Origin of the sequence: Aeribacillus sp. FSL K6-8210 (assembly GCF_037963925.1) — a bacterium.
GTDB lineage: Bacteria > Bacillota > Bacilli > Bacillales > Aeribacillaceae > Aeribacillus > Aeribacillus composti.
Genome location: NZ_CP150172.1, coordinates 3,020,295 through 3,044,606 on the forward strand (window position 1 = coordinate 3,020,295; position 24,312 = coordinate 3,044,606).

A 24,312-nucleotide genomic window follows, 5' to 3' on the forward strand; every position below is an offset into this window, starting at 1 on the left:
AAACCAAGGAGGACTCAAGATGAATTATACACAAAATCAAAAAATCTCTCAAATTACACCATCAACTCTTATTGTAGGTATTGATGTAGCGAAAGAAAAGCACGTAGCCCGTTTTCAAGATGATCGAGGCTTAGAATTTGGCAAGAGATTGATCTTTGAAAATCGTATACACGGCTTTCAAACCTTGTTAGATTGTGTCAATCGTCACCAAAAAGACAATCATAAGGATCACGTGATGTTTGGAATGGAGCCTACCGGTCATTATTGGCTAAATCTTGCCTACTTTCTAAAGGCAAAAGGTTATGATGTAGTGCTAGTGAATCCTATGCATGTTAAAAAAAGTAAAGAACTGGATGACAATTCGCCTACAAAAAACGATACAAAAGACGCTCGTGTCATTGCGCAGTTAATCAAAGATGGGCGATACTCTGTACCGAACCTAGTAGAAGTCGTATACGCTGAACTAAGAGAAGGCGTCAAATTACGAGATCAGCTCATCAAACAACTCATGATGATTGCAGGGCGGATTGAAAACGTCATTCAACGTTATTTTCCAGAGTTTTTCGATGTGTTTGGAGATTGGAAAGGGAAAGCCGCCTTTCATACCTTGTGTATGTTTCCATTTCCTTCTGATATTCAAAAGTTGACACCAGAAGAAGTACTACAAAAATGGAAACCGCATGTACAGCGTGGAGTTGGGATTAAAAGAGCAACCAGACTCGTAGAGGCAGCGAACAAGAGCGTTGGGATTGAGGTCGGAATCCAGTTCGCTAAAAGAGAATTGGATTGTCTATTGGATCAATATCAACTTTACAAGACACAGTTAGCCCAATTAGACGAGGAACTAGAAGGCATGGTTGAAAGCATACTAGGTGCGAAGCAAATGACGAATATCCCGGGACTCAGTCATACGACCATCGCTTTGTTCTTTGCGGAAGTAGGGGATTTGACCAAGTACAATCATCCGCAACAATTAGTCAATCTGGCAGGGCTTTCGTTAAAAGAACACAGTTCGGGCAAGTATAAAGGGCAGACGAAAATAACGAAAAGAGGTCGCCGTCGCTGCGAAAAGCATTATACCTAGCCATTCGCCCACTGGTTGCCCATAATCCTGTGTTGAAATCCTTGTACCATTACTATACCAATCGACCAGACAGGCCATTAAAGAAACAACAGTCACTGATTGCCTTGTGTTGTAAACTATTACGCGTGTTATTTGCCATAGGAAAGAAACAGTGTGAGTTTGATGGATCAAAGCTATTACAAAGATTACCTCAATTAAACGCATTACAGGTTGCTTAAAAACCTTTATCTAACGACTTATGATTCTGACAAACACCAATAGTGCAGAGTTTGAGTATATTTTCACCATTCGGGCCTGACCCTGTATAGGAGCATATCCAACTTCCACCTCATGGATACGCAGGACAAAGGAATGTATGGAACTTATCATCCAGTGATACATGGGAGAGTAGCGACCATGAGAAGTGTGGAGACTTCTAGCACGGTCATACAGTATATTACAGATATTGTAAATCTGTTCGATAAGACGGACACTACCATGTAAATATATTGAATTAATATCCACTAACATGAGGTGAAGAAGCTATGGAAGTTAGTGAAATTTAAAGAAAACGTGAGAATTCTGAAGAAAATTAAAGTTTATAGAGGGAGTGACAGTTTATATGAATTTTAAGGAAATCCATCAAAGGTTTATAGAATCGGGATTGCCGTATAAGTATTCCATAGATGAAGTAAGCAATATATTAGAAAAGAAATATCAAGCTAAAAAAAGAGATCAAGAGGATTTTCAAGACTTAAACTCGGATCCCTTTGTAAATCGTCAAAACATCGTGTATTGTTATACGATTGACGATGAGGAAGTGTTGAACAATATATTGTCTCAGGAGGAAAAGGAAGAAAGAGACTATATTAAAAAGCAAATATTAAATGACCAAAAGCTTAGCCAAGAAGAAAAAAATCAAATCATAAAAGATGAAACTGCTATTAACATCATAATTGAATCGGATGATCAAAAATTTATAAGTAACTTTACCATTCAAGGTAGTTCCAATCAAATACTCAATGAATTCATCATTTTTAAAGGTATTAATGAAGAGGACTGCGTTCTTGGAAATGAGGAATATGAATATTTCCTTAGAGCATTAGTTCGTGGAGGGTACATTAATTAATTAACTGTAGTTGAGCAATTTTCATTACAATAATTACCATGTAAAAAGAGACAAACGGAGTACCCCTTATGCCACATGGAGCTGTTTTTTAACGACATCAATGGGAATATCTTGCTTCGCTGCATGGTAAATGAACTCGACGAGACTATGCCCTTTCTTCGTTCGGAGAAGATCAAGCCCAGTAGAGAAATCCCTGTTGGACTCGACCATACTGTACACATAAGCGAGTTGCACCAAGATCCAATACCGTTTCACCGCACGACGTTGACGAACGCGGTACCCATCGAGCTTCAGCTGGTCTTTCGCTTGTCGAAAAAAGCATTCGATCGACCAACGCTGGGCATAGTAGCGCAAGATCTCTTCATCGCTTAGCTCCCGGTCGGTGCTCAAGACGCAGTGAAGATGTTCAGGTGTCATCGGCTGATCGGCTTTCCAAGCCAACAACACAACGGCATCATCGAGACCTTTCAGCGATCCCTCGTAGCGATACACGCGATAACGCTCTTCTCCCACCGTGACGAGATGGGTGTCGTTCGGTTCGATATAGCGGGCAAACTGTTTGGCTTGGATGGCGATGCCTTTCGGATAGAGAATCCGGTTCGTTTTGAGCATCGCGATGACGTGAAATCCTTTTTTCAGACAGGCTTCCACGAGCGCTTGCGATGGATACCACGAATCCATCAGCACATAAACGGGACGGCGTACATCCAAAGAAGAAAGCATCTCGATCGCGAGTTCCCCCTTGCTTTTCCCAGCCGCCTTGTCGTAGAGGCGGAACGCAAAGGGAAAAGCCTGGGTCATCGTATGAACCATGAGCCAAACAAGAGAATGTCCCCAGATCGACTTTTTCTCTGTGTGAGAATAGTGCCAATCACACCCTTGAATGGCGTGCGTTGCCCGTGACGAAGGCTTGATTTTTTGGCAAATCGTATCATCGATCGAAACAAAAAGGGGTTGATTTTTCTGTTTGGCGATCCGTTCGACACGATGAAGCATCCATTGCTGGAGTTTGCCAAGCAGCGTCTCTTCATCCCAAGGGCTTTTCGTGAAAAAATGGCTGAGTGTCGTTCGATGATTGGGGTGAAAGCTCCAATGATGAAGATCGGTCAACGTTCCAGAAAAGCCTTTCGTGATCATCGCATCCACGATATGAACGAGATGCTTCATGACAGGTTTTGAAAAATAAAGTGCCAACCCCAACATCGTGAAAAACTTGTGGATTCCTTGATGATGTGCTAATCTATTCATGAGACATGAACCTCCTTGTGTGAATGGTTTGTTGGCACATCTATTCTAACCAAGGAATCGGGTTCATGTCTCCTTTTTTGTTCGGATGTAAATTTATGTTAGTGAATTTGCTCATCTACAGTAATTAAATTAAAAACGCAACTTTAATTAGTTGCGTTTTTGATTTTAACAGTATACAACTTGATTTTTTAGATATAAATGGTATATACTCCTAATTTCGAAAGGAATGAACTTATGACTCAACGGTATTTTCTTTCATCGAAATACCCTTTACCTACTGGTACATTCGGTAGAAAAGAAAAACAAGTAACGAAAAACATTAATTTTTTTGGGTCGGATTTGGATTTTACAGCTATTATTGTAAAAAAAATAAAAAAAGCTGAAAGGCCTGTTCATCTCAAAAACCCTTATTGTGTTACCATCACTCCTGAAGGAGGGCAATTTAAAAATGGTTCTGATACCGATATAAAATGCTTAAAATTACTCTTTGACTATATCACAGAAGCAATTAAGCACTCCTTTTATATGGAACTTTATACCACATGGTACGGGGAAGAAAATGATCCTGTATTAAAATATACAGAGTTAAAATTAAAGGATTTAATTTCACCTTTGCAATTAAATATAGAGGACAGAGAATATCTTATAATAACAAAAAAAGATTGGAATTAGACAACTTTACTTTACTTATTTTTCCAAGTACACAAAAAATGGAGGCTTCTTACATTAATGCAAGAAGTTTTTTATCGATTAAATTCCTTAGCGTTTAACTCAAGTTTGACAGAGTACACTAAAAAAAAGCCCGAAAATACTGGTGTTTTGGACTTTACCCACAACACGTACCACTACACTTGTTAGTGGCACGTGTCTTTTTCTAATACTCTAGGAGGCGCTTGTGTGACAAGTGCTTCAATGCTAGATTTGCTTGACCTTGTAATTCTGTACGAACGATTTGCTCTTCACCATTCACGCGTATTTTCGAGGCCTTCATCTGGCTTACATCATGCAAAATATCCTTTACACTTGTTTGGCATCCTATTTCTTTTAGCTTATAGGCCAAAAAGGATTCCATGACAAGCGCAAGGAAACAAACCATGATATGGCCTCGAATCTATTTAGCCCCTAAATGAACTTGGACAATAAGAGTAAAAAATAATATACTGCTTAATGTACCAAGGAGGCTAAACAACATGACACGAACCAAACACTCCAAGGAGTTTAAATTACAAGTCATCAAAGAGGCACAGGAGACAGGCAATAACAGCCTTGTTGCCCGCCGTTATGAACTGAATTCCAACATGGTATCCCGTTGGGTGCGGGAATATAAAGATGGTAAATATGGTGATGTTGATGTCACTGTTTTGCCGGACCTTGACCCGAAAGAAATATCCAAGGAAAATGAAAAGCTCAAAATATTGCTTGGTGAAAAAGACCTTGAAATCGCGATTTTACGCGACATGATAAAAAAGAAAAACCCTCACTTGCTGAAAAAATTGAAGTAGCCGACAACTGGATCCAAAAAGGCTATTCCATTTCCAAGGTGCTAAAGATTATAGGGATTGCTCGTTCCACCTACTATTATCAAAAGAGCTACCGCGTGGAAGAGAAAAAAGTGAGTGAGGGGCGTCCGGCACCAGGTTATTCCTTCGCAGAAGACGGGCGAAAAGTATCAGACGAACAAATCAAAGAATTCCTGTTGGAGGAAATTGCTGGCGATGGCTTCAACTATGGCTACCGCAAGCTGACCAAGAGGCTTCGCCGCGAATATAACCTTGTCCTCAACAAGAAGAAAGTCAACCGTCTGTGCAAAGAGCTGGGTATTCTACGGCCGCAGCGCAAAAAGAAGGCCCAACCCCCTAGGAAGCTGGCACGAAACCGTACGGTAACAGACTCAAACCAGCTATGGGAAGCGGATATCAAATACGGCTACATCGAAGGGGAAGACCGGTTTTTCTTCGTCATGTCCATCATCGATGTATATGACCGTGGAATTGTCGCCTATCACAACGGATTCAGCTATACAGCCAAAGATGCCGTCCAAGCACTTCAACAGGCATTGTTAAGACGGCAACAATTCAGCGCAGAGATCAAACCAGTGATTCGAACAGACAATGGGCCACAGTTTGTTTCCCATACTTTTGAGGAATTTTGCGAAAAATACCAGATCGAACATGAAAGGATTCCGCCGAGAACACCGAATATGAATGCCCATATTGAATCTTTTCATCGAATCTTTGAAGATGATTGCCTTTCAAGGTGGCAGTTTGAAACCTACGCGAAGGCCTATGAAGCCGTCACGGATTTTATGGTCTTCTACAACGAAAGACGGATGCATTCAAGTATTTTGGACCTGTCACCTCAGGAGTTTTACGAACAAAACAAGCAAAATAAATTGGAAATCGAAGAGGTTCGCGTATGATCGATTCATGAGGAGTCAGGGCCGACAGGAATCCCTTGTCCGGCTGCGAAAAGAGCCACAGCGCAGCTGCTTGCCATTGACCGCAGCGCCCGATTGTGAGGAGGCGATGGAAGGGGTCGGGGCCCACCAGCGAATACTTAGAATCGGTTTGTCCGTGTTAGCATTGGGCGCATGAAGAGCCCTAAAGGCTGTTTTTTTAGCGATCTTGCGCCGATCCCCCAACACGGACAAAAGCAAGGTCAATGGTGGCGGACAAGAAGCGCAGGGTTCATAATCAAGAAAAAGAGAGCTATTTTAAGAAAAAGATAGACTAAGAGTAACTATGTCCAAAACTCGGGGGTTAATCCGGAATACGAGATTCCACTCGATGGTACATCGGGCGAAGTTCTAGATTCGACTTCAGGCTACGAAAGAATTGTTCCACTCTCCACCATTCTTTATAGGCAAGTGCTGCCTCTCCATCCGTTAATGACGAGTTGGTACGAATGGCGTACTTTCCGTCAAACTTTTCGTCATTGGATACCTTCTCTTCATCAATTTTGGCCGATGCTTTTTCTATCGTTAAAAACTTGGAATACGCACGGTTTTTGACGAGTCCAGATGGACCGAGTTCATCAAGCTTCGATTGAAGGTTTTCTAACACGACTTGACGACTCGCTCGATCACGTTCTTCAGCGTCCGGATTGTAACAGAGTACATACGTTTCGCCATCGATTTTCTTTGACTTCACTTTTAGATTCGGGAGAACCTTCTCATATGGCCCACGGTGTTTTCTGCAAGAAAAAAATACAGAGTGTTGCAGTATATCTTTATCAAAATTTTGAATAAATATACATATATGTGATCTATCCATCAAGGGCTTGACATGGATCCTCTATACCCATGATTCTTTAGCCAAGCGCCAGCTTCAACAGTTTTGGCAAAACCAAAAAAGGTTATCATGGCTCCTCCTCCATGTAAAGCCCCATTGCATATCACTGCATAAGGATTTTGCAATTCTCTGCACTTTTATTTTGCAAAAAACATCGTGAGCTCTAAACAAAAATTTTTCATAAAAAGGCTTCATCAATATTCTGTGTTTCTGTCAAGATAGGTTTGATATCTTTAAAGTACCCCTACGTTAACAAGACGACATATTAGGAAAATAGATTGGATTTGTATATCTAAAAAATTCCCAATTATACTTCGTTTTAGTTTTCATACTCCCAAATAGCGTACCGACTAATAACTAAAGCTGTTTCGTTCCACGTTTTTCTTGAACAATGGGCAAGTATTTTTTTGAGACGATTCTCTACACTTTTTATATTAAAGTCTTTCATTATAAACAATCCTCTAGCTATCTCCAATCCTGACTTTTCCACCATATCCCCTAACCTTTTTGGACTTGTAACATAAATAGTAAATACTTCAGCAGAATCTGAGTCCCCCTTGATACCAATATCCGCTTCAATTTCTATCCAAAAATCATCAACCTCCTCTCCCCAGTCTTCATCCATTATCGTTAAACAAAATAATTCAGGAATTATCATTTATATGTCTCCCTCCATGCTAAAAATTAAGGTGTGCATTTCGTAACTTATATGTCTTTTTGTTGATAGGACTCTTATAAAATTCCTCAAAATTCGCTTGATATACCCTTCTTTTTTTCTTATACTGCATTCTAAATACTTTAGATTTATCTTTACTTCTATATCCTATCCATTTACCATTTTTGTAAAGTGGCTTAGCCCCTGGTCCACCCCATGCTTTCCCAGCCTTTTTTGCTAGTCTCTTACTTACTCTACCTACTTCTATAGTAGTGTTACCTTTTCCATGCTTAGCCGCCAGTAAAATCTTCATAATCTTGGCTGTTTCTTTTGCTTTATAAATTCTATACGCTTTAAAAGCAGCACCACCAACAAGCCCTACGCCTACTGCAATCGCCGCCGCTTTCCAACCGCCTTTTTTAAAGGCCTTATACCCATCATACGCCGCAAATCCCGCATTAATCGCCATCCACACAAAATGCCCATCCGGATCCACCAACATGACTGGGTTGTTGTTCGCATACGTATAGCCGTTTTGTGTCAGGATATCGTCTGAATCTCCTAGATCTGGATCTAACGACAAGAACACGCCATGAGTTGGATGATAGTAACGGGCGATCAAGTAGTATAGCCCGGTCTCTTCATCATATTGGTATCCGGCATAGCGATACGGGTTTTCTTCTGCCATCCCACCTGATTGGGAAAGAATCTTGCCCCATGTATCGTATTGATAGCGCGCGGCAATGTTTCCTTGGGCATTGGTTAAGGCGATGACATCGTCATGGGCGTTATAGTGGTAAAAGTAGGTGGCACTACCTTTTTTCATCGCCAACAGCTGCCCGTTTTCTCCGTATACATACGATTGTACCACCGTTCCGCTCGCATCGGTTTCATACAAGACGTTGAGGCTGTCGCCTTGATAGTGGTAGTTTGTAATTACGCTATTAATGTTCTGCGGCGGCCGTCTTCGTCGTATTTGTAGGTCACAAACGGCGTGCTTTCGCCTTTTCAGGTGATGGAGACGAGTTGATCGGCTTCGTTCCATTTATATTGGTACTCACCGTCTTCGGTCCGGTTGCCGTTCGCATCGTGCGTGATCGTTTCATCGCCGAAACGAACCAATTGATTCGCCGCATTATAATCGGCCGTGGTTGTCGTCGATTGTCCATCCTTTGTTTTCGCAACTTTCTTTCAACTAATTAAATCCGTCATAAGTATAGTTGTTGTTCATTGTAACTAAAGACTGTTTAAACGAACCTATGTCTTCAAAGGTTAATCTAGCTAAAATTAGGCTAAACGTTGTTTATAAATAATCCTCAAAAATTTAACTATAAAAAAAGGGGGTGATTCCCCCTTTTAAACGATAAATTTCCCTCTCATATTTAAGGTTTTAATTACTTTCTAATAAAATTCTGTCAATACCATCTGAAGTTGAAGTAATGATTAACTCTTGTAGAGTACAACAAAAAATTTTTTGTGCCCTTCTAACAAAATAGCCATCCTCAATTCAAAATCAAATAATAAATTATTTTTTTATATTTATTATTTTTCCATCTAGAGAAATTTTTCTTGTCTCAATCAACAAAATTGAATCCCAAATTTCTATTATAATATTTACTTTAGAATGATATTGTTTACTCCATTCCTCCTCATTTGGTAAGCAAAAATGTAGTTCACCTAAAGGTTCGTTTTGATAATGGATGGAGGTTAACTCCAAAAAATCCACTTTTTCCCTATCATAAAAATTAAATCTAAATTCTTCACTATCCTTCACAAAGTAAAATGAAGAAACATCAATAAAAGCTATTTCATGAAATTTTACAACCTTATCATCCGTAATCTTAATCTTAAATTTTATAATGTCATTTAGTAAGTCTACGTGTGTATCTAAAATTTCAGCGCCCCATAGCTTATCAAGTATTTTCTGTATATCAGCGTTCCCCATATTACTCCTTCTTTCTGTTCTAATATTTTTTATTTAAAATATGGCTTATTTCTTTATAAGATTTCCTTGAAAGATTAATATGTGTGTGTAACCTATCACTACTTTTGTTGCCATACCTATCGAATGAACCATATTGGAATGACTTATTCGATAATATGCTTTCTTTCTATTACCAGAGCCAGCATTCATCACTCTAACCCGATAGGAGTGCTTTCCATCAGGAATAGATACTTTCCATCCATTGCCCTTAGCTCTTTCCAAAGTACCTCCATGTTTTTTTGCAACTTTTTTTGCTAGCCTATAAGTTCTTGAAAATTTACCTGCTTTATATGCTCTATATGCAATTTTGGCACCTTTAAACGCAGCACCACCAACAAGCCCTACACCTACCGCAATCGCCGCCGCTTTCCAACCACCTTTTTTAAGGCCTTATACCCATCATACGCCGCAAATCCCGCATTGATGGCCATCCAAACAAAGTGCCCATCCGGATCGAGCAGCATCACCGGGTTGTTGTTCACGTACGTATACCCGTTTTGTGTGAGAATGTCGTCCTCATCCCCCGGATCTGGATCTAGGGATAGGAACACGCCATGCGTTGGGTGGTAGTATCGGGCAATCAGGTAGTATAGACCCGTTTCGTTGTCATATTGATATCCTGCATATCGTATGGGTTTTCCGCTGCCATATCCCCCGATTGGGAAAGATATTTCCCCACGTATCGTATTGATAGCGCGCGGCAATGTTTCCTTGCGCATCCGTCAAAGCAATGACATCGCCATGGGCGTTATAGTGGTAAAAGTATGTCGCATTGCCTTTTTCATCGCCAAGAGCTGGCCGTTTTCTCCGTATATATACGATCTTACCACATTTCCGCTCTCATCCGTTTCGTACAGAACATTCAAGCTGTCGCCTTGGTATGGTAGTTTGTAATTACGCTATTAATGTTCTTTTGAATTCGTTAACTATCTTCACTGTATAATAAAAAGGTTATCCCTTAAATCACGGGGTAACCTTAAAGAAGCTAATTACTATTTTCTCGTTTGCTTTTCATAGTAAGATTTTACAAGCATTTCCACTATATTATTACTACCAATCAGACCAATTGGATTTTTTATTTTTTCCCCTTCCTCTTTAGAAATAGGCTCTAATTCTGCTATTGGTGTATTCGCATCCCCTCGACTCACAAAATATTCCTTGCCATTGTAAAACACAAAATCAGGTAACTCATATTCTTCAGGATTGAATTTTCCTTTACCTGAATCCGTGACAAAACATCTTTACAATGGTCGCAAACCGTTGATACGATAAGGGAAAACGACGTTGACGATTCTTCATCAAGTAGGTGATGTGATGAAAGATTTCCCGATTCGGTTTGTATTGACAGATGAAGCGATTACCCCAAGTGCTGGGCTTGCTCTCGTTGGCTACTTACTCCATCGAACGAAACTGGATAAACGGGTAAACGCACTTCGGCTTCCAACGGTTCGTCGAGAAGTGCACATTTCCCATAGCGATGTCATTCGCTCGATGATTGGCTTGCTTGCCACAGGAAAAACGGATTTCGATCATATCGAAGCGTATCGTCAGGACGATATCTTTTCGGCATCGATGGGGATTCAGCACGTGCCTTCCTCTCCAACCTTGCGACAACGACTCGATCAGCTCGCTTGTCTTCCGATGACCGAAACGATTCTTTGGGAGGAGTCCATACGTCTGTTGATTCAACGACATGCCACTTTGTCCCCTTGTTGGACCAAAGGAAAGACGACATGGCTTCCCCTTGATATAGATGGTTCCCCATTTGACAACTCCGATACGAAAAAAGAAGGAGTCAGTCGAACGTATAAAGGATTTGACGGTTTTACACCGTTGTTTGCGTATGCAGGGAAGGAAGGGTATCTCGTTCATGCCGAGTTGCGTCCAGGGAAACAACATGTGCAAGACAACATGCCCTCGTTTTTAGTCACCGCTATCCGTCGAGCTCGTCAACTGACTTCATCTCGTCTGCTTGTTCGCATGGATGCAGGAAACGATGCAGAAGCGAATGTGCACGTATGCCTAAAGGAAGACGTGGACTTTGTCATCAAGCGAAACTTACGCCGAGAATCGAAAGCGCTTTGGTTCCAGATCGCTTCGCAAAAGGGCAAACGTGTCGATGATGGACAAAGCGAAGGAGTACAAACCTATGAGCTATGCCTTCCACAGAAGGCAGCGATCGATGGAAACACGTATACGTACGTTCAAGTCACCCAAGTGACGGAACGGACGATGGAACGCAATGGACAGCTGATGCTCGTTCCTGATTATGAAGTGGAAAGCTATTGGGTGCGGCTCAAAGGATACGAGCATGTTCGAATGAGCGATGTGCTCGCGTTGTATCATGACCATGCGACATGCGAACAGTTTCATAGCGAACTGAAGAGCGACTTAGATTTAGAGCGGCTTCCATCTGGGAAGATGAAAACGAATGCGCTCGTGTTGGTCATGGGAGCCTTCGTTTACAATCTTCTTCGTCTGATTGGACAAGATCTATTAAGCGATCCGAGACATCCGTTGCACCACAAAGTGAAACGCCGCCGCATCAAGACGATTATTCAGACGGTGATCACGATGGCAGGGCGACTCGTCCGTCGATCACGACAGATCTGGATGAAACTGACGCGAAGGAGTGGCTATAGCGAGCCCCTACTGAACGTCTATCAGAAATGGAGAGAGGCAAGATAACGAACGAATGTTCGGGCACTGATGTCCAACGTCACTCCCTGTGCTTTTTTGTCTATTTTTTTTGGTTCGTATACCTAAAAAAGAGATTTGTTCCATTTTCGGAAATAGAGATGACATAGGTCATAAGCATAAAAGGGGTTTTATGGATTATCAATCCATCAAAATTACAACAAAATCAAAGTCGATTTCAATTCATCACGGATTCAGGCTTTAGACAATTTCCCAATAATTTTCCATTCTTTATTAACGATTCCATATATTCCACTGTTAATAGTATATAGAACAAAAAGTTTTTCAAATTGATTACTAAAGTTTTTTATATCTAATATTTCATTAGTGAAGATATCAAAATATTGTATATAAATGTCATCCTTTAGACCTTCTCCTTTTACTACTAAACCATAAGCATATTTTTCAATTTCTTTAAGCGGGATTGCAAATACAATGCCTGGTTCAATGTTAGGAACCTTTTTTCTCTTTTTCAACTTAAATTTTACATCGGAGATTTCCATTTCCTCCAATTGTTCGGCTATATTTGAATCAAGTTGTATAGCCTCCATAATCAATGCTTCTAATTCAGCCACCGTTGGTTTTCTTTCTAAATCTTCGTCATAAATTTTTTTGATTTCTAATAGCGTATCACTTAACAAATCGATTGCATCATCACTTAAAATAATTGTTTCCTTGTTCTTTATGCTTTCCCAGAGTGACATACAATCACCAACCATATCTTCTTATTACTACTTTTTCTTACGCCAATAGCTTACCTAAATTGTTATAAAAAAGACGACACTGCTATAAAGCAAGCAGATCTCCTAGATTTGTTCTATCGTACTGTTTGCTTTTGTTTTATTTTTTCAAACCAATTTTCTGCAACATCTAAATATGGTAAAACATTCTTAGCTATTCGAATAAATTCTGTTTTCTCTAAGTTTTTGTTTTCGTTATCAAATTTAAACCAATCCTTATCTCCATTTTTATTATTCATTATCCTAAAACGATTGTTTAAGTGAAAAGCATTCATCTTTTGAAATGGTCGAACTATACCATCAACTATCACGTTTCCTTCCCCATTAACCCTTGCTACTCCAACTTCTAATATAAATCCTCCTCCCCATTTATCAAATTGAAACGATAGCAGATAACCTAACTGACCTTCTTTCTTCCTAAAATGAGGAAAAGACCCTTTAAATCCCCTGTTTCTTAATTCTGGGACAACTATTTTCTTTAAAGCACTGACCATTTTATCCTTATTAGTTAACATAAAGATCCCCCTTTACTCATTAAAAGCTTTCACGATGTATATGATATACCTTGTTTCTTTAAAAGTTTTCTAAGATTTCTACTTGGTCCTACTTTACCTGTTCTTGAGCTTACGTAGAAGTTCCAGTGCACCCTTTTTACTTTTCTATGTTTTAATAACCATGCATCCTTTGCAATCTGTGCTCTCGTGAAAGCAGAAGCTGAAACCCTTCCCACTTTAACTTCATACAATGTACCATTTTTTACAATATCAGCTCGTCTTGTTATTTTTCCTACACTAAATATTCTTTGAAGATGGGCTGGTTTAGCCCCTAATCTTCTAGCAAGATATTTCTCAGTTGCAAATCCAGCTGCTCTAGCTGCTTTTAATCTTCCTCCACCAACAAAACCAATAGCTGCAGCAGTTGCGACACCTTTCCATCCTTTACCTGACTTGTATGCCTTATACCCGTCATAAACCGCAAACCCTGCATTGATGGCCAGCCATACCCAATGCTCATCCGGATCCACCAACATGACTGGGTTGTTGTTCGCATACGTATAGCCGTTCTGTGTGAGGATATCATCGTCATCCCCCGGGTCGGGATCTAAAGATAAGAACATGCCATGCGTTGGGTGGTAGTAACGGGCAATCAGGTAGTATAGACCCGTTTCTCGGTCATATTGGTATCCCGCATATCGGTATGGGTTTTCGTCGGCCAAGGAGCCGGATTGGGAAAGAATATTTCCCCATGTATCGTATTGATAGCGCGCGGCAATGTTTCCTTGCGCATCTGTTAAAGTGATGACATCGCCATGCGCGTTGTAGTGGTAGAAGTAGGTGGCACTACCTTTTTTCATCGCCAACAGCTGGCCGTTTTCTCCGTATACATACGATTGTACCACCGTTCCGCTCGCATCGGTTTCATATAAGACGTTGAGGCTGTCGCCTTGATAATGGTAGTTGGTCACAACCCCATTTACTTTCTTTTGGATGCGGCGGCCGTCTTCGTCGTATTTTGATATAACAAAAAGAGGTTATCCCCCCGAAACACTGGGATAACCTCTGACCGAGAAACACTTGGAAGCCCTCCTTACGATTTTATCATCGAGTTTAGCAAAAAGATCGCTTCCTCTTTTTAAATGATAGGCTTCATCACTAATGTATAAGGTTTTAACTCCCTTTTTAATAAAATCTTATCAATATCTTCGATGTTTGAGGTCGTAAGGAGCACATACGGAGTATTTCCAAGGCTAATTAAAAGTTTTTCATCATTATTGGCTAACATAAGGGCTGTCCCTGCCTCAAAAGTAAAATCTAGCTCATTAGAGTTCGTTTTACAATAGTATGCATCCTCTAAAAAAGTAATAAGCTGAAATCCATTTTGAGATTGCATTTCTTTTATTTGAATAAACTCTAGTTTCTCTTTAGGATTAAACGATTGTAATTTTGGCATTTCTTTTTCCTTTACAATTAAAAGATGGTCAATCTCCGCTTTATAAGCGATTTCCGTTTGTTCCGCCGTCACTACATAAAATTCATGATGATTCACCTGTAATACGACTTGCATGCAGCTAAAAGCTTCCCGATAATCAGGATCCAAATCTGAAGAACTTATGAATACTCTTATATGTTGTGATTGAGAAATACTACGTAAATCATCAAGCTTTGTTTGGATCGGAATAAGGTAATGTGGTACCGATGACAATTGAACCCCTCCTTTTTAAAAATGTATATCCTCATAAACTCCGCCGCGTTTTAAATCTAGATTAATCTTCCATGTTCCGTCTTTTCGCTTTTTATATCGAATTTGATATTTATTGTCAGGGGTATACCTTCTCACAGAATTTCCATCTCTTTTTTGAATGACTTTTTTCCCTTTCGTTAAGTGCCTAAATATACTTTTAGCTACAGCTTTACCACCGGGCAAATCGGTATTAATCCTAGTCCGATGTTTTTTATCATTTTTACCAAGAAGCCACACAAATTTAAGGCTTTTCCCTGTATGTCTGACAAGTTTTAATTTCCCTCCACCAATCGCACCTAAGGCCGCTTTTTTAGCTACGTATTTCCATCCTCTTCCGGTTTATACGCTTTATATCCTTCATACACCACAAATCCCGCATTAATCGCCATCCACACAAAATGCCCATCCGGATCGACCAACATCACTGGATTGTTGTTCGCATACGTATAGCCGTTCTGTGTGAGGATATCGTCCGCATCCCCCGGATCCGGATCTAGGGATAGGAGCACGCCATGCTTTGGATGATAGTATCGGGCGATCAGGTAGTATAGACCCGTTTCGTTGTCATATTGGTATCCTGCATAGCGATATGGGTTTTCGCCAAGGAGCCGGATTGGGAAAGAAGGTTCCTCCACGCATCGTATTGGTAACGGGCCACTATGTTTTCTTGTTGCTCATTTAGAGTGTGAATCGTCTATTTCTTTCGTTCAATTTCTTTATTGTGATGTTGATATCGTCTAACAGTGCACTTTCACTTAACCATTTCCAAAATTTACCTTTTGTTAAATACTTTTTTTCCTCAACTATTCTTTCAAGTCTTGATGCATCATCAGTATTTCCATATCTACCTATTGCAAGAATGGCATGATTCTTTAGTGTTGTATTAAAATCACCCGTTAAAATTTCAAAGAACTTATTTACTACATCTCTAGTAACTTTGTCCTTAGGAAATTTTTCCGTGAAAGAAAGTAGAGTAACGGCACTAAAAACACGCTCAAATTCCTCACTAAAGAGATCTTCTATTATAACTTTTGATGCTTCTGGATGATCAAATGAATGATAAATAGCCTCTGCTAATGCTTTATGAGAATAACTGGAATCTGGTTTTCTGTACTCCTTAATTATTTCTTCTAGTCCACATATTATTTGTAATTTTGCTACCTTGATTTGTTCCAGTACCTCTTTGTTATTCGTCTTGATTTTGTCTAATTCTCTTATAGCATTGTAATCGCCAATTGTTCCTATCATAGCTATATCTGCGATTAAATCCGTGCCACTTTTTTTAGATAAATTGTGAATTTTTCTTTTTAATTGAGTTTCTTTACCCTCTAAAAAATCCAATACACTTTCTGCATAAGCTTTAACAAAAAATATCTCTGTCTCATTTTCAAGAATAGCTTTCAGAAAAGGGATTACACTACTGTCATTTAATAATTTCAATGTTTCTAATATTCCAATCTTGCCATTAGGATCTACTTTATAAAAGTATTTTTGTAAGATAGTCATTATGTCCCTTCCCATCTTAGCTAAATCTTGAGCAACTATATCTATATTATGCTCATTAAAATTATTAACTAAATTTCTAACCGTCTCCTCATATTGATTCATATTTTTCACCCCTAAAACTATCAAAGAGGGACACACTCTAAGTGTGTGTCCCAAAATATCTTTAATAACTTGCCTTAATTATAATCCATACGCCGGCTTTCTTATAATTCTTGAGTTGCCTTTTTACATAGTTTCTTTTCCAAGAACCTTTTGGTTTTAACTCAACGACAACCCTTCCTCTAAAAAATTGAAGGTCTGGACGTTTTTTAGTACCTCTTAATGGTTTATCATATTTGCCTCCAGGAACAACTCTTTTCATAGCTTTTGTCCATGCTTGGTGCGCGGCTCTCCCTCTAACATATGTAGGACCCTTAGTAATATTGTAAATATTTCTTGTAACCTTAGCTGCACGGTAAGCACCTGAGCCTATTCCACCGATAGCACCTAAACCAGCTCCTATTGCAACAGAACCCCACAACTTCCAACCTTTGAGACCTCTACTTTTTGCAGACTTATACGACGATACTCCTCCGATTAACGCTCCTACTGCCATCCACACCCAATGCCCATCCGGATCGACCAACATCACTGGATTGTTGTTCGCATACGTATATCCGTTCTGCGTGAGAATGTCATCTGCATCCCCTGGGTCTGGATCCAAGGAAAGGAACACGCCATGCTCTGGATGGTAATAACGGGCGATTAGGTAATAATGGTGTTATGTCAAGAAAACGGACACGTTAAACAGAGAGAAATAGCTGAATTTAGGCAGCTACTTTTCTCTGGTTAGCGTAATACTTCTAAAAGTAATTCCCGAACCCTTTCGTGAACTTGTAATTCTTCGGAAAAATGGGGGAATTTGTTTAAATATTTCCTTAAAGGTTCGTAATAAGGATACAAAGCAAAAAAATCTTTATACAACAATTTTCTTTGATACCTAGGTATCTTTTTATGAGCAAGGACATAACTTAAACTTCCACTTATTAATGAACAAAAGCTGTCAAAGTCCCCTGTCAAACAGTATTTATCATTATCTTTAAAAATGGTATTTTCAATTCTTTCTATATCTTCTGTGGGAAAATCATTGTTTAATAATATACTCATCTTTTCAAGTTCTAATATTACATCGTGATTAACCTTCATAAATTGTTCACCTCTTTCTCTCCTTAACTATGTTAAAAATGATAATATTCATATTTCTACTTTTTCTTGAGTTTCCAACCGTTATGCCGTAAGCGTAAAATAATCCCCACCTTTTAATGATAGGGATTAAATACTATTATTGTGATAAGTTATTAAAAACCCGACAATTCAAAGGAATTGTTTTGGACCAAGGAAGTAGTTGATCAAGCTCATCCATATTGCTTATATCCATATTGGGAAGCCTTTCAAATAAGTAGCGAAGATAATAAAATGGATTTAATTTATTCTCTTTTGCTGTCTCCACAATACTGTAAATGATTGAGCTGGCCTTAGCTCCTTTCGGAGTATTGCTAAAAATCCAGTTCTTCCTTCCGATCACAAATGGTTTAATGGATCGTTCACTTCGATTATTATCGATTTCTAATCGTCCATCCTCTAAAAATGCCACGAGTTTTTCCCATTGGTTGAGGCAGTATGTAATGGCTTGACCTAATAGACTCTTTGGTAAAACATTGCTTTTCTCTGTTTTTAGCCATGCTGAAAAAGCCTCCAACAATGGTTGGCTGTGTTTAAGTCGTTTTTTATATCGTTCTTCTGGTGTACATTCTTTCAAATCACGCTCGATGGCAAATAGCTGATTACAGAAATTGAGTCCTTCCCGAGCTGTGACTGCTGAATGACGTTTGGATTCAGGAAGTACGTTTAAAGCCTCATCGAACTTTCTGCGGGCATGAGCCCAACATCCAACTAATGTTACGCCGGATACCTTATGGTATCCTGCATATCCATCGACATGCAGGTATCCTTTAAACCCTTTTAGGAATTCTTTGGCATGTTCTCCTGCTCTAGTTTCCTGATAGTCATAAAGGACAAGTGGTGGATCCTCTCTTCCAGTCCGATAAAGCCACATGTAAGATTTCGATGTACTTGACCTTCCAGGTTCATGTAAAACCTGAACAGTTGTTTCATCCGCATGTAGAATGTCTTTAGAGAGGAGATGCTCTTTCATTCGTTGATAAATTGGCGCAAGCCATTTTTCGGCACCATAAAGCATCCAATTGGCCATGGTTTGCCTGGATAAGATCACACCTAATCGTTTGAACTGTTGTTCTTGGCGATATAGAGGTAGCCCCTCTACATATTTTTGATTCATAATATATGCCATGCTTGACGGTGAAGCTAAACTTTTTGGATACACAGATTTTGGGGCAGGTGCTGTAACGATTGGTGTCTCTATTTCATTACGCTCACAATGACGGCATCCATAGACATATCGAACGTGTTTTAAAACTTTGACTTGAGCCGGAATAATCACTAATTCTTGTCGTACTTCTGTGCTCATTTCGTGTGTTTTTTCACCGCAACACGAACAGACCTGCTCTTCTTCGGGTAAACGATATTCAATCGTTTCCATAGGCAGGTTTTCAAACGTAGCTTGACGTTGACCACGTTTCTTTTTACGACGATATGTAATTGTTTCAACAGTTGGCTCTTCGGCTTTTACATTAGACTCTACCTCTGCTTCATTGAATAAAGGTAGTTCTAATTGATTAGGATTTGTTTTTTCGCTTGAAGAGCCAAATTTTCGTTTTTGACTAAGACGATACTGTTCTTCATACCATTGTAATTTCGCCGTCAATTCAACGATTTGCTGTTGAAGTTTTTCAATTAATTCAAATGGGTTTTGGGTAGGATTCTTTAAATTTTTCATCATGTAGTAATAATTCGACGGTTTTAGCTATTTTCCTCCAAGGTTTTTGTTAAAAGTAAAAAATTCATATAACTGTTCTAGCCTTTACTTCTGGGTGTGCTTTCTTTTGCTCCATTGCAAGACCATCCAATAACCAGCGTAATTGCCGATAACTAATTTGTATCGTTCCAGTGTCATTTTCATTTGGCCATTGAAATTTTCCTTTTTCCAATCGACGATAATAAAGCCAAAAACCATTATAGTCCCAGTGAAGAATTTTTAATTTATCTCGCTTTCGATTACAGAACACAAAATAGCTTGATGAAAAGGGATCTAAATCAAATCCCTCTTTCACCAAAGCAGCTAATCCATCAATGGATTTTCTCAAATCAGTACTTCCTTTTGCCAAGTAAACTCGTTCAGCTCTTGTACCAACTAACATGTTGATTTCAACGTCCTAACCACTTCTGAAAGAAAGGCCGGATCGAAACCAGGTTTTACTTCAATTGAAATCCCACTAATTTCAATCCGTAATGAATTTTCAACTGTTTGTGAATGATCTTCTAGGGTAACGGATGCCCATTTTGTAGACTTTCCTTGATTTTTTATTGGATTTTCAATTTTTCTTAACCAGTATTTAAACTGGTGAATACTCCATTGATTTTCCTTGCACCAGTTTACTTGAGTTTGACCGCTTTTACGATAGTCAGCGATTCGTTGTTCCCAAACCTTTCGTAATTCAGGATTCTTAGGCATAAAAAAACCCCCTTCAATTTCATCTTGAGGAGATTATCTCATGAAATTAGCACATCAAGAAGGTGTGCAAGATTTGACGCTTACGTTATGCCAAAATGTCACTATTTTCCCTCTTTTGGTATAATAACCTCCAACCTTTCCTTTATTAATTCTATATCCTTTTTTGCCTGTAGATAGTGTCACTTCTTCTCGCAAATGTTTATTTGAACGATAGAATGCTCTCGCTAGTTTTGTGTATCTTTCTGGACTATAGGAGCGTCCCTTTCTAACGACATGTTTGTTATGATGATATGCTAGCGATTCTATACTATTTTTAAAGGTACCTTTATACCAAAACCGTGCGAGACCCTTTGCTGCTTGTGCTGCTCGAAATGCCTTAAATGCAGCACCACCAACAAGCCCTACACCTACCGCAATCGCCGCCGCTTTCCAACCGCTTTTTTTAAAGGCTTTATACCCATCATACGCCGCAAATCCCGCATTAATCGCCATCAACACAAAATGCCCATCCGGATCCACCAACATCACTGGATTGTTGTTCGCATACGTATACCCGTTTTGCGTGAGGATGTCATCGCCATCCCTCGGGTCGGGATCTAAATATAGGAACACGCTATGCGTTGGGTGATAGTATCGGGCGATCAGGTAGTATAGACCTGTTTCGTTGTCATATGAGGTACCAGTTGATTAACAAGCGGGAATTATTTTACACAAACTCTTCCTTTAGGAAAACGGCTGCCCGAAATGTCCAATCACAACATAGGCAGCCATCATTTATACTTACTTATACAATAATCATTTTGGCGGTTTTTTATCCATTAGCTTAAGTCTCTCTATTTTTTAATAAAAATTTAATTGTCTACGTATTATAAAGAAATCATTATAAATTTCGAACACTCAACATAGTAATTATTACAATATCCTTTATCTTTTTAGATAATTAAAAAATATTAATCACTTGAATTTCAGAAATAATATCTTTTAATTTTTCTTTACCGATTAGTGCTTATTTATAAGATGCTCTAAATTTTTATATACTTGATGTTGTAAATCATAGTACTGTGTACGACAAATGCCTCTTTGAGTATCAGTGATTGAATAACGTTCGCCCTTATAAGTGAATTCTATTTCATGCCCTATCTTTAGAATCCCTATTAATTGTTCAAGATTCATCTTCTATCTCTTCATTTCCTTCTACCTTTATTCAAAAGTATGTCGCATTGCCTTTTTCCTAAGAGTAAAAAATCAGAAGGACGAATTATGTCCTTCTAAAAAAATTTCTAACTGCCCAAGTGTGAAATATTACTTAACTATATCCATAAAATACTCTTTATAATACTTCTGATAATTTTACAGGGACATATCGCTTTGAATATTTCTCGTAAAGGGCTATCTCATCATCGCTTATCCACTGTAAATGACCTAAAAACCTATCATAAATAAGTTCATCCGGTTCAGTTGATACTATTTCTTTTTCATGCAATACTTTACCATTTCTATCTTTAATCACTATCTTTAGTGTAAAATCATATAGATCGTGATTGCAAATTACCTCAGCTTTATATTTTCTATTTGGACTAAATTTTGGTTTATCCCATATAATTTCATTAATATAGTTTAACTCCTTTACTCTCTCATAAGCTTCTTGAAAAGGATCAGGATCCCAATTTTTCTCCCTAATAACGAAATCGAGGCTATTTTTTAACAGTTCTAAAATTTCTACTTTCTTCTTGTTATCTGGATACTTGAGAAATTCTTCAACATTATATGGTACTAAAACTTGACAGAAACCATCAAAACATTCTAATAGTTTTATTTCGGGATAATTACCACAATGGAAATTTAATTGCCTACAATCAACAGTTTTATATTTTTTATCAAAGACTCTTTCATACAATTTGGTCATGCATCTAGTTTGAAAGGAAAAGCTTTTTTTAACATCAGTTATCCCTTCTTCACCTAATAACAGAAATGTTTTTAGTAACATAGCTTTCCTCCTTTTTTTATGCAGTTAAGGTCTGACGTGAAGATACATGTTGCCCCCAGCCTTTCTCACTGCATAAGCTCTTCCTCTTTCCCACTTTAGGGCATTCTCTCTTCCATAAATATTTCTCTTAACAATTCGTGCATAATATCTACTGATTCACCGCATTATAATCAGCCGTGATCGTCGTCGACTGTCCATCCTTTGTTTTCACGACTTTCGTCCGGTTCCCGAATCCATCATACGTATACTCGATGGTCGTTCCATCCGGGCATTGTTCGGTCTCCAACTGATCGAGTTCATCACTCGACACGTGCCTAGCACCTTAGTCAAAAAATTGGTGCGCATGGCGGGGGAAATGGAGTATTAACACCGAAGAGGCCGAATCCGCTCCTTCGGTGTTTCTTCTTTTCATCCGTTCATCAGGCGTACTAGAAATAGTTATCCGAAAAAATGTGCAAAACGTTAGAAACACTGTACAAAATCCGAAATACTCCGCAAAAAATTTGCACATGATTTCCGAAGCTGTCCGAAATAATTTGAAAAAGGGATTTTGAAATCATGTGCTAATTTAAAAGTATGGTCTTAAAAATTTACAACACTAAACTTGACGGGTATGGGACACATCCCCCTATTCATTCCAAATCCATTTCAGAGATACTCCATCTATCTTGCATTACACAAAATTCTTGACGGTACCAGTTGATTCAGTGCTACACTTCATAAAAAAGAACTTACTTTCTCAAGGTATGATGCGATTAATCGCCCCAGTGAAAGATTTTCACATGATGTATTAAAATATTATCCTTTCCTTGCTGTTCTTCTGTTAGCTCCTCTCCTCCCCAACTTGGTGTCATTAAATGAAGTCCTTGCTTATGCTCTAAAAGGATTTCAATTTGTTCTTTTAAGTATCTCAAGCCTTTTTCATTTGCATGGATTTCAAGTTTTTCTCCATCACTGTCATATTCAAAGGATAATAGATGTTTTTGCAATTTATATACCTCCAAAGCTATTTTAAAAAGTATTTTTTCTTTTTTCTTTTACTACCCTTTAACCTATTGACATCAACGTGTGGAGGCTCATAACCTTTTTTATAGTGTCCCCCTTATCTAGATAGTAGGAACGTCTTGTTTTAGGATTTACATATCCACCCTTACCATTTAATGGGTCTGAACCTCGTTTTTCAAAACCTTTTTTTATAAACATGTCTTCTATCTCTTTGAAAGTTTTTCCTTTAAATGGGTTACCTAATTAAAGTAAAATAGGATTCAAACTGAGTGTCTGAATCCTATTTTGTCTACAACAGTCTGATACTCAAACCATCTTAACTGATTTTGAGTCTATATGATATAAGTAACTTTAGTCTAATGGAATTACAAATTCCCTATTAGATGTAATACTCTCGAACTTGTAAGAACCCTTATTAAATTTAATATCTTCACAGTAGTATATTAATGTTATACTGCTGTGCTGGATATTGCGAACCGGGTCTCTTCTAATATTTTCTTTAATTTTTGCAAATAGTGGTAAATTATTAATTACTTTAAAAGAATAATCATTTAATTTATCAGGAATAAAACTTAGTGCAGTTAAGATTTCTGCTTTAGCAAACTCCGTATATTCAGGTAACGTATTTTTATTTACATCGAATAAGATACAAATTGGTGTTAATCCCTCTACTAATTCCACTATTTGACCAAAGTAATACGTGCCGTCTGATAATGGAATTGAAAAAATATCACCAATTCCCCACTTTTGTTTTTTAGGAGTTTTCCAGGAAGTCAAGAATTTATTATATTCTGTAATAACTTCTTCCTCTATAGAATATTTTTTTAAATTATTGATCAAAAGGGCAACTGACAAGATAAGACTTGCATTTTTGGTTCTTAAGGAAACATAGTCACTTTCTGAATCTAAAGTAATTTTCCCTTTGATACCACTTTCTTTAATCTTCTTTTTTAAAAAAAACTCAGCCTCAAAATTAGATTCAATATCTAATAACGTTGCTAAATCTTCAAAGATAAAAAATTCTTTGGAGTTATGGTCTGGTAGGAAAATCTTTACTAACCCCACTTGTAGATAGTTTTCTAATTTATTAAAACTTTTACTGTTTATCATTTCCAAAATAACACCACACCTATTTT

At 38.4% G+C, this 24,312-nt stretch carries 25 protein-coding genes and 5 pseudogenes; 5 read left to right on the forward strand and 25 right to left on the reverse strand.

Annotation, left to right across the window (positions count from 1 at the left end; genetic code table 11):
- Nucleotides 1-19 precede the first annotated feature (19 nt).
- Together NSQ41_RS14635 and NSQ41_RS14640 are read left to right on the forward strand one after the other, a co-directional pair.
- A pseudogene (locus tag NSQ41_RS14635) lies at nt 20-1,302 on the forward strand (IS110 family transposase).
- Nucleotides 1,303-1,685: 383 nt separating this feature from the next.
- Nucleotides 1,686-2,192: a hypothetical protein gene (locus NSQ41_RS14640; protein WP_052659386.1), complete on the forward strand. Its 507-nt coding sequence runs from the start codon at nt 1,686-1,688 to the stop codon at nt 2,190-2,192.
- Between the two features lie 66 nt (nt 2,193-2,258).
- Here NSQ41_RS14640 and NSQ41_RS14645 read toward each other — a convergent pair whose 3' ends face one another.
- Complete coding sequence (locus NSQ41_RS14645) at nt 2,259-3,440, reverse strand: IS701 family transposase (RefSeq protein ID WP_339192808.1); 1,182 nt, start codon at nt 3,438-3,440, stop codon at nt 2,259-2,261.
- A 234-nt stretch (nt 3,441-3,674) separates the two neighbouring features.
- Here NSQ41_RS14645 and NSQ41_RS14650 point away from each other — a divergent pair, with 234 nt between their 5' ends.
- On the forward strand, nt 3,675-4,112 hold the full coding sequence (locus NSQ41_RS14650) for a hypothetical protein (RefSeq protein WP_327856371.1): 438 nt from the start codon (nt 3,675-3,677) through the stop codon (nt 4,110-4,112).
- Between the two features lie 202 nt (nt 4,113-4,314).
- On the opposite strand, the gene NSQ41_RS14655 is transcribed toward NSQ41_RS14650, so the two are convergent.
- On the reverse strand, nt 4,315-4,536 hold the full coding sequence (locus NSQ41_RS14655; protein ID WP_339210224.1) for a hypothetical protein: 222 nt from the start codon (nt 4,534-4,536) through the stop codon (nt 4,315-4,317).
- A 94-nt stretch (nt 4,537-4,630) separates the two neighbouring features.
- Between NSQ41_RS14655 and NSQ41_RS14660 the strand changes: the two genes are divergently transcribed.
- Nucleotides 4,631-5,859 (forward strand): IS3 family transposase gene (locus tag NSQ41_RS14660; protein ID WP_339210226.1). Its coding sequence is split into 2 segments (ribosomal slippage): nt 4,631-4,919 and nt 4,919-5,859, totalling 1,230 coding nucleotides; the frame shifts between segments, so codons are not numbered across the junction.
- Nucleotides 5,860-6,199: 340 nt separating this feature from the next.
- On the opposite strand, the gene NSQ41_RS14665 is transcribed toward NSQ41_RS14660, so the two are convergent.
- The 6 genes and pseudogenes from NSQ41_RS14665 to NSQ41_RS14690 form a co-directional block, all read right to left on the reverse strand.
- Nucleotides 6,200-6,589, reverse strand: a complete 390-nt coding sequence (locus NSQ41_RS14665) for a hypothetical protein (protein ID WP_339210228.1) — start codon at nt 6,587-6,589, stop codon at nt 6,200-6,202.
- A 460-nt stretch (nt 6,590-7,049) separates the two neighbouring features.
- Nucleotides 7,050-7,388, reverse strand: a complete 339-nt coding sequence (locus tag NSQ41_RS14670; RefSeq protein ID WP_063387345.1) for an Imm8 family immunity protein — start codon at nt 7,386-7,388, stop codon at nt 7,050-7,052.
- A gap of 19 nt (nt 7,389-7,407) precedes the next feature.
- Nucleotides 7,408-8,604 (reverse strand): annotated as a pseudogene (locus NSQ41_RS14675) (RHS repeat-associated core domain-containing protein); the annotation flags it as partial.
- Nucleotides 8,605-8,910: 306 nt separating this feature from the next.
- The gene (locus NSQ41_RS14680) at nt 8,911-9,330 is read right to left on the reverse strand and encodes a hypothetical protein (RefSeq protein ID WP_339210230.1); all 420 of its coding nucleotides are present in this window, start codon (nt 9,328-9,330) and stop codon (nt 8,911-8,913) included.
- 386 nt (nt 9,331-9,716) lie between these two features.
- Nucleotides 9,717-10,073, reverse strand: a complete 357-nt coding sequence (locus NSQ41_RS14685; protein ID WP_339210232.1) for an RHS repeat-associated core domain-containing protein — start codon at nt 10,071-10,073, stop codon at nt 9,717-9,719.
- Between the two features lie 288 nt (nt 10,074-10,361).
- Nucleotides 10,362-10,517 carry a hypothetical protein gene (locus NSQ41_RS14690; RefSeq protein WP_339210234.1) on the reverse strand — a complete coding sequence of 52 codons (156 nt, stop codon included), beginning with the start codon at nt 10,515-10,517 and terminating at the stop codon, nt 10,362-10,364.
- A 166-nt stretch (nt 10,518-10,683) separates the two neighbouring features.
- Between NSQ41_RS14690 and NSQ41_RS14695 the strand changes: the two genes are divergently transcribed.
- A complete protein-coding gene (locus NSQ41_RS14695; RefSeq protein WP_044899598.1) occupies nt 10,684-12,057 on the forward strand; it encodes an IS1380-like element ISGsp2 family transposase in 1,374 nt (457 codons plus the stop codon).
- Nucleotides 12,058-12,260: 203 nt separating this feature from the next.
- On the opposite strand, the gene NSQ41_RS14700 is transcribed toward NSQ41_RS14695, so the two are convergent.
- The 17 genes and pseudogenes from NSQ41_RS14700 to NSQ41_RS14780 form a co-directional block, all read right to left on the reverse strand.
- Nucleotides 12,261-12,770 (reverse strand): Imm26 family immunity protein, encoded by a 510-nt coding sequence (locus NSQ41_RS14700; RefSeq protein ID WP_339210236.1) that lies wholly within the window; start codon nt 12,768-12,770, stop codon nt 12,261-12,263.
- Between the two features lie 113 nt (nt 12,771-12,883).
- On the reverse strand, nt 12,884-13,321 hold the full coding sequence (locus NSQ41_RS14705; protein WP_339210238.1) for a DUF4304 domain-containing protein: 438 nt from the start codon (nt 13,319-13,321) through the stop codon (nt 12,884-12,886).
- 29 nt (nt 13,322-13,350) lie between these two features.
- A pseudogene (locus NSQ41_RS14710) lies at nt 13,351-14,319 on the reverse strand (RHS repeat-associated core domain-containing protein); the annotation flags it as partial.
- Between the two features lie 119 nt (nt 14,320-14,438).
- Nucleotides 14,439-15,008, reverse strand: coding sequence for a hypothetical protein (locus tag NSQ41_RS14715; RefSeq protein WP_311066400.1), 570 nt, complete (start codon nt 15,006-15,008; stop codon nt 14,439-14,441).
- Between the two features lie 353 nt (nt 15,009-15,361).
- Nucleotides 15,362-15,682, reverse strand: coding sequence for an RHS repeat-associated core domain-containing protein (locus NSQ41_RS14720; RefSeq protein WP_339210239.1), 321 nt, complete (start codon nt 15,680-15,682; stop codon nt 15,362-15,364).
- Nucleotides 15,683-15,725: 43 nt separating this feature from the next.
- Nucleotides 15,726-16,655 carry a hypothetical protein gene (locus tag NSQ41_RS14725; protein ID WP_339210241.1) on the reverse strand — a complete coding sequence of 310 codons (930 nt, stop codon included), beginning with the start codon at nt 16,653-16,655 and terminating at the stop codon, nt 15,726-15,728.
- Between the two features lie 61 nt (nt 16,656-16,716).
- On the reverse strand, nt 16,717-17,148 hold the full coding sequence (locus NSQ41_RS14730) for a hypothetical protein (RefSeq protein WP_339211672.1): 432 nt from the start codon (nt 17,146-17,148) through the stop codon (nt 16,717-16,719).
- 69 nt (nt 17,149-17,217) lie between these two features.
- A pseudogene (locus NSQ41_RS14735) lies at nt 17,218-17,268 on the reverse strand (hypothetical protein); the annotation flags it as partial.
- Nucleotides 17,269-17,381: 113 nt separating this feature from the next.
- Complete coding sequence (locus tag NSQ41_RS14740; protein WP_130158301.1) at nt 17,382-17,738, reverse strand: YxiJ-like family protein; 357 nt, start codon at nt 17,736-17,738, stop codon at nt 17,382-17,384.
- A 136-nt stretch (nt 17,739-17,874) separates the two neighbouring features.
- On the reverse strand, nt 17,875-19,452 hold the full coding sequence (locus NSQ41_RS14745; RefSeq protein WP_274856739.1) for an IS66 family transposase: 1,578 nt from the start codon (nt 19,450-19,452) through the stop codon (nt 17,875-17,877).
- 61 nt (nt 19,453-19,513) lie between these two features.
- Nucleotides 19,514-19,870, reverse strand: a complete 357-nt coding sequence (tnpB, locus tag NSQ41_RS14750; protein ID WP_003352857.1) for an IS66 family insertion sequence element accessory protein TnpB — start codon at nt 19,868-19,870, stop codon at nt 19,514-19,516.
- Nucleotides 19,864-20,184, reverse strand: coding sequence for a hypothetical protein (locus tag NSQ41_RS14755; protein ID WP_003352856.1), 321 nt, complete (start codon nt 20,182-20,184; stop codon nt 19,864-19,866). The genes tnpB and NSQ41_RS14755 overlap by 7 nt, the downstream gene beginning before the upstream one ends.
- Before the next feature lie 54 nt (nt 20,185-20,238).
- A pseudogene (locus NSQ41_RS14760) lies at nt 20,239-20,856 on the reverse strand (RHS repeat-associated core domain-containing protein); the annotation flags it as partial.
- Between the two features lie 658 nt (nt 20,857-21,514).
- The gene (locus tag NSQ41_RS14765) at nt 21,515-22,171 is read right to left on the reverse strand and encodes a hypothetical protein (protein WP_339210245.1); all 657 of its coding nucleotides are present in this window, start codon (nt 22,169-22,171) and stop codon (nt 21,515-21,517) included.
- A gap of 148 nt (nt 22,172-22,319) precedes the next feature.
- Nucleotides 22,320-22,481 (reverse strand): hypothetical protein, encoded by a 162-nt coding sequence (locus NSQ41_RS14770; protein WP_339210247.1) that lies wholly within the window; start codon nt 22,479-22,481, stop codon nt 22,320-22,322.
- A gap of 445 nt (nt 22,482-22,926) precedes the next feature.
- Nucleotides 22,927-23,160 carry an Imm32 family immunity protein gene (locus tag NSQ41_RS14775; RefSeq protein ID WP_063387347.1) on the reverse strand — a complete coding sequence of 78 codons (234 nt, stop codon included), beginning with the start codon at nt 23,158-23,160 and terminating at the stop codon, nt 22,927-22,929.
- 367 nt (nt 23,161-23,527) lie between these two features.
- Complete coding sequence (locus tag NSQ41_RS14780) at nt 23,528-24,286, reverse strand: Imm26 family immunity protein (RefSeq protein ID WP_339211640.1); 759 nt, start codon at nt 24,284-24,286, stop codon at nt 23,528-23,530.
- Between the last annotated feature and the right edge of the window lie 26 nt (nt 24,287-24,312).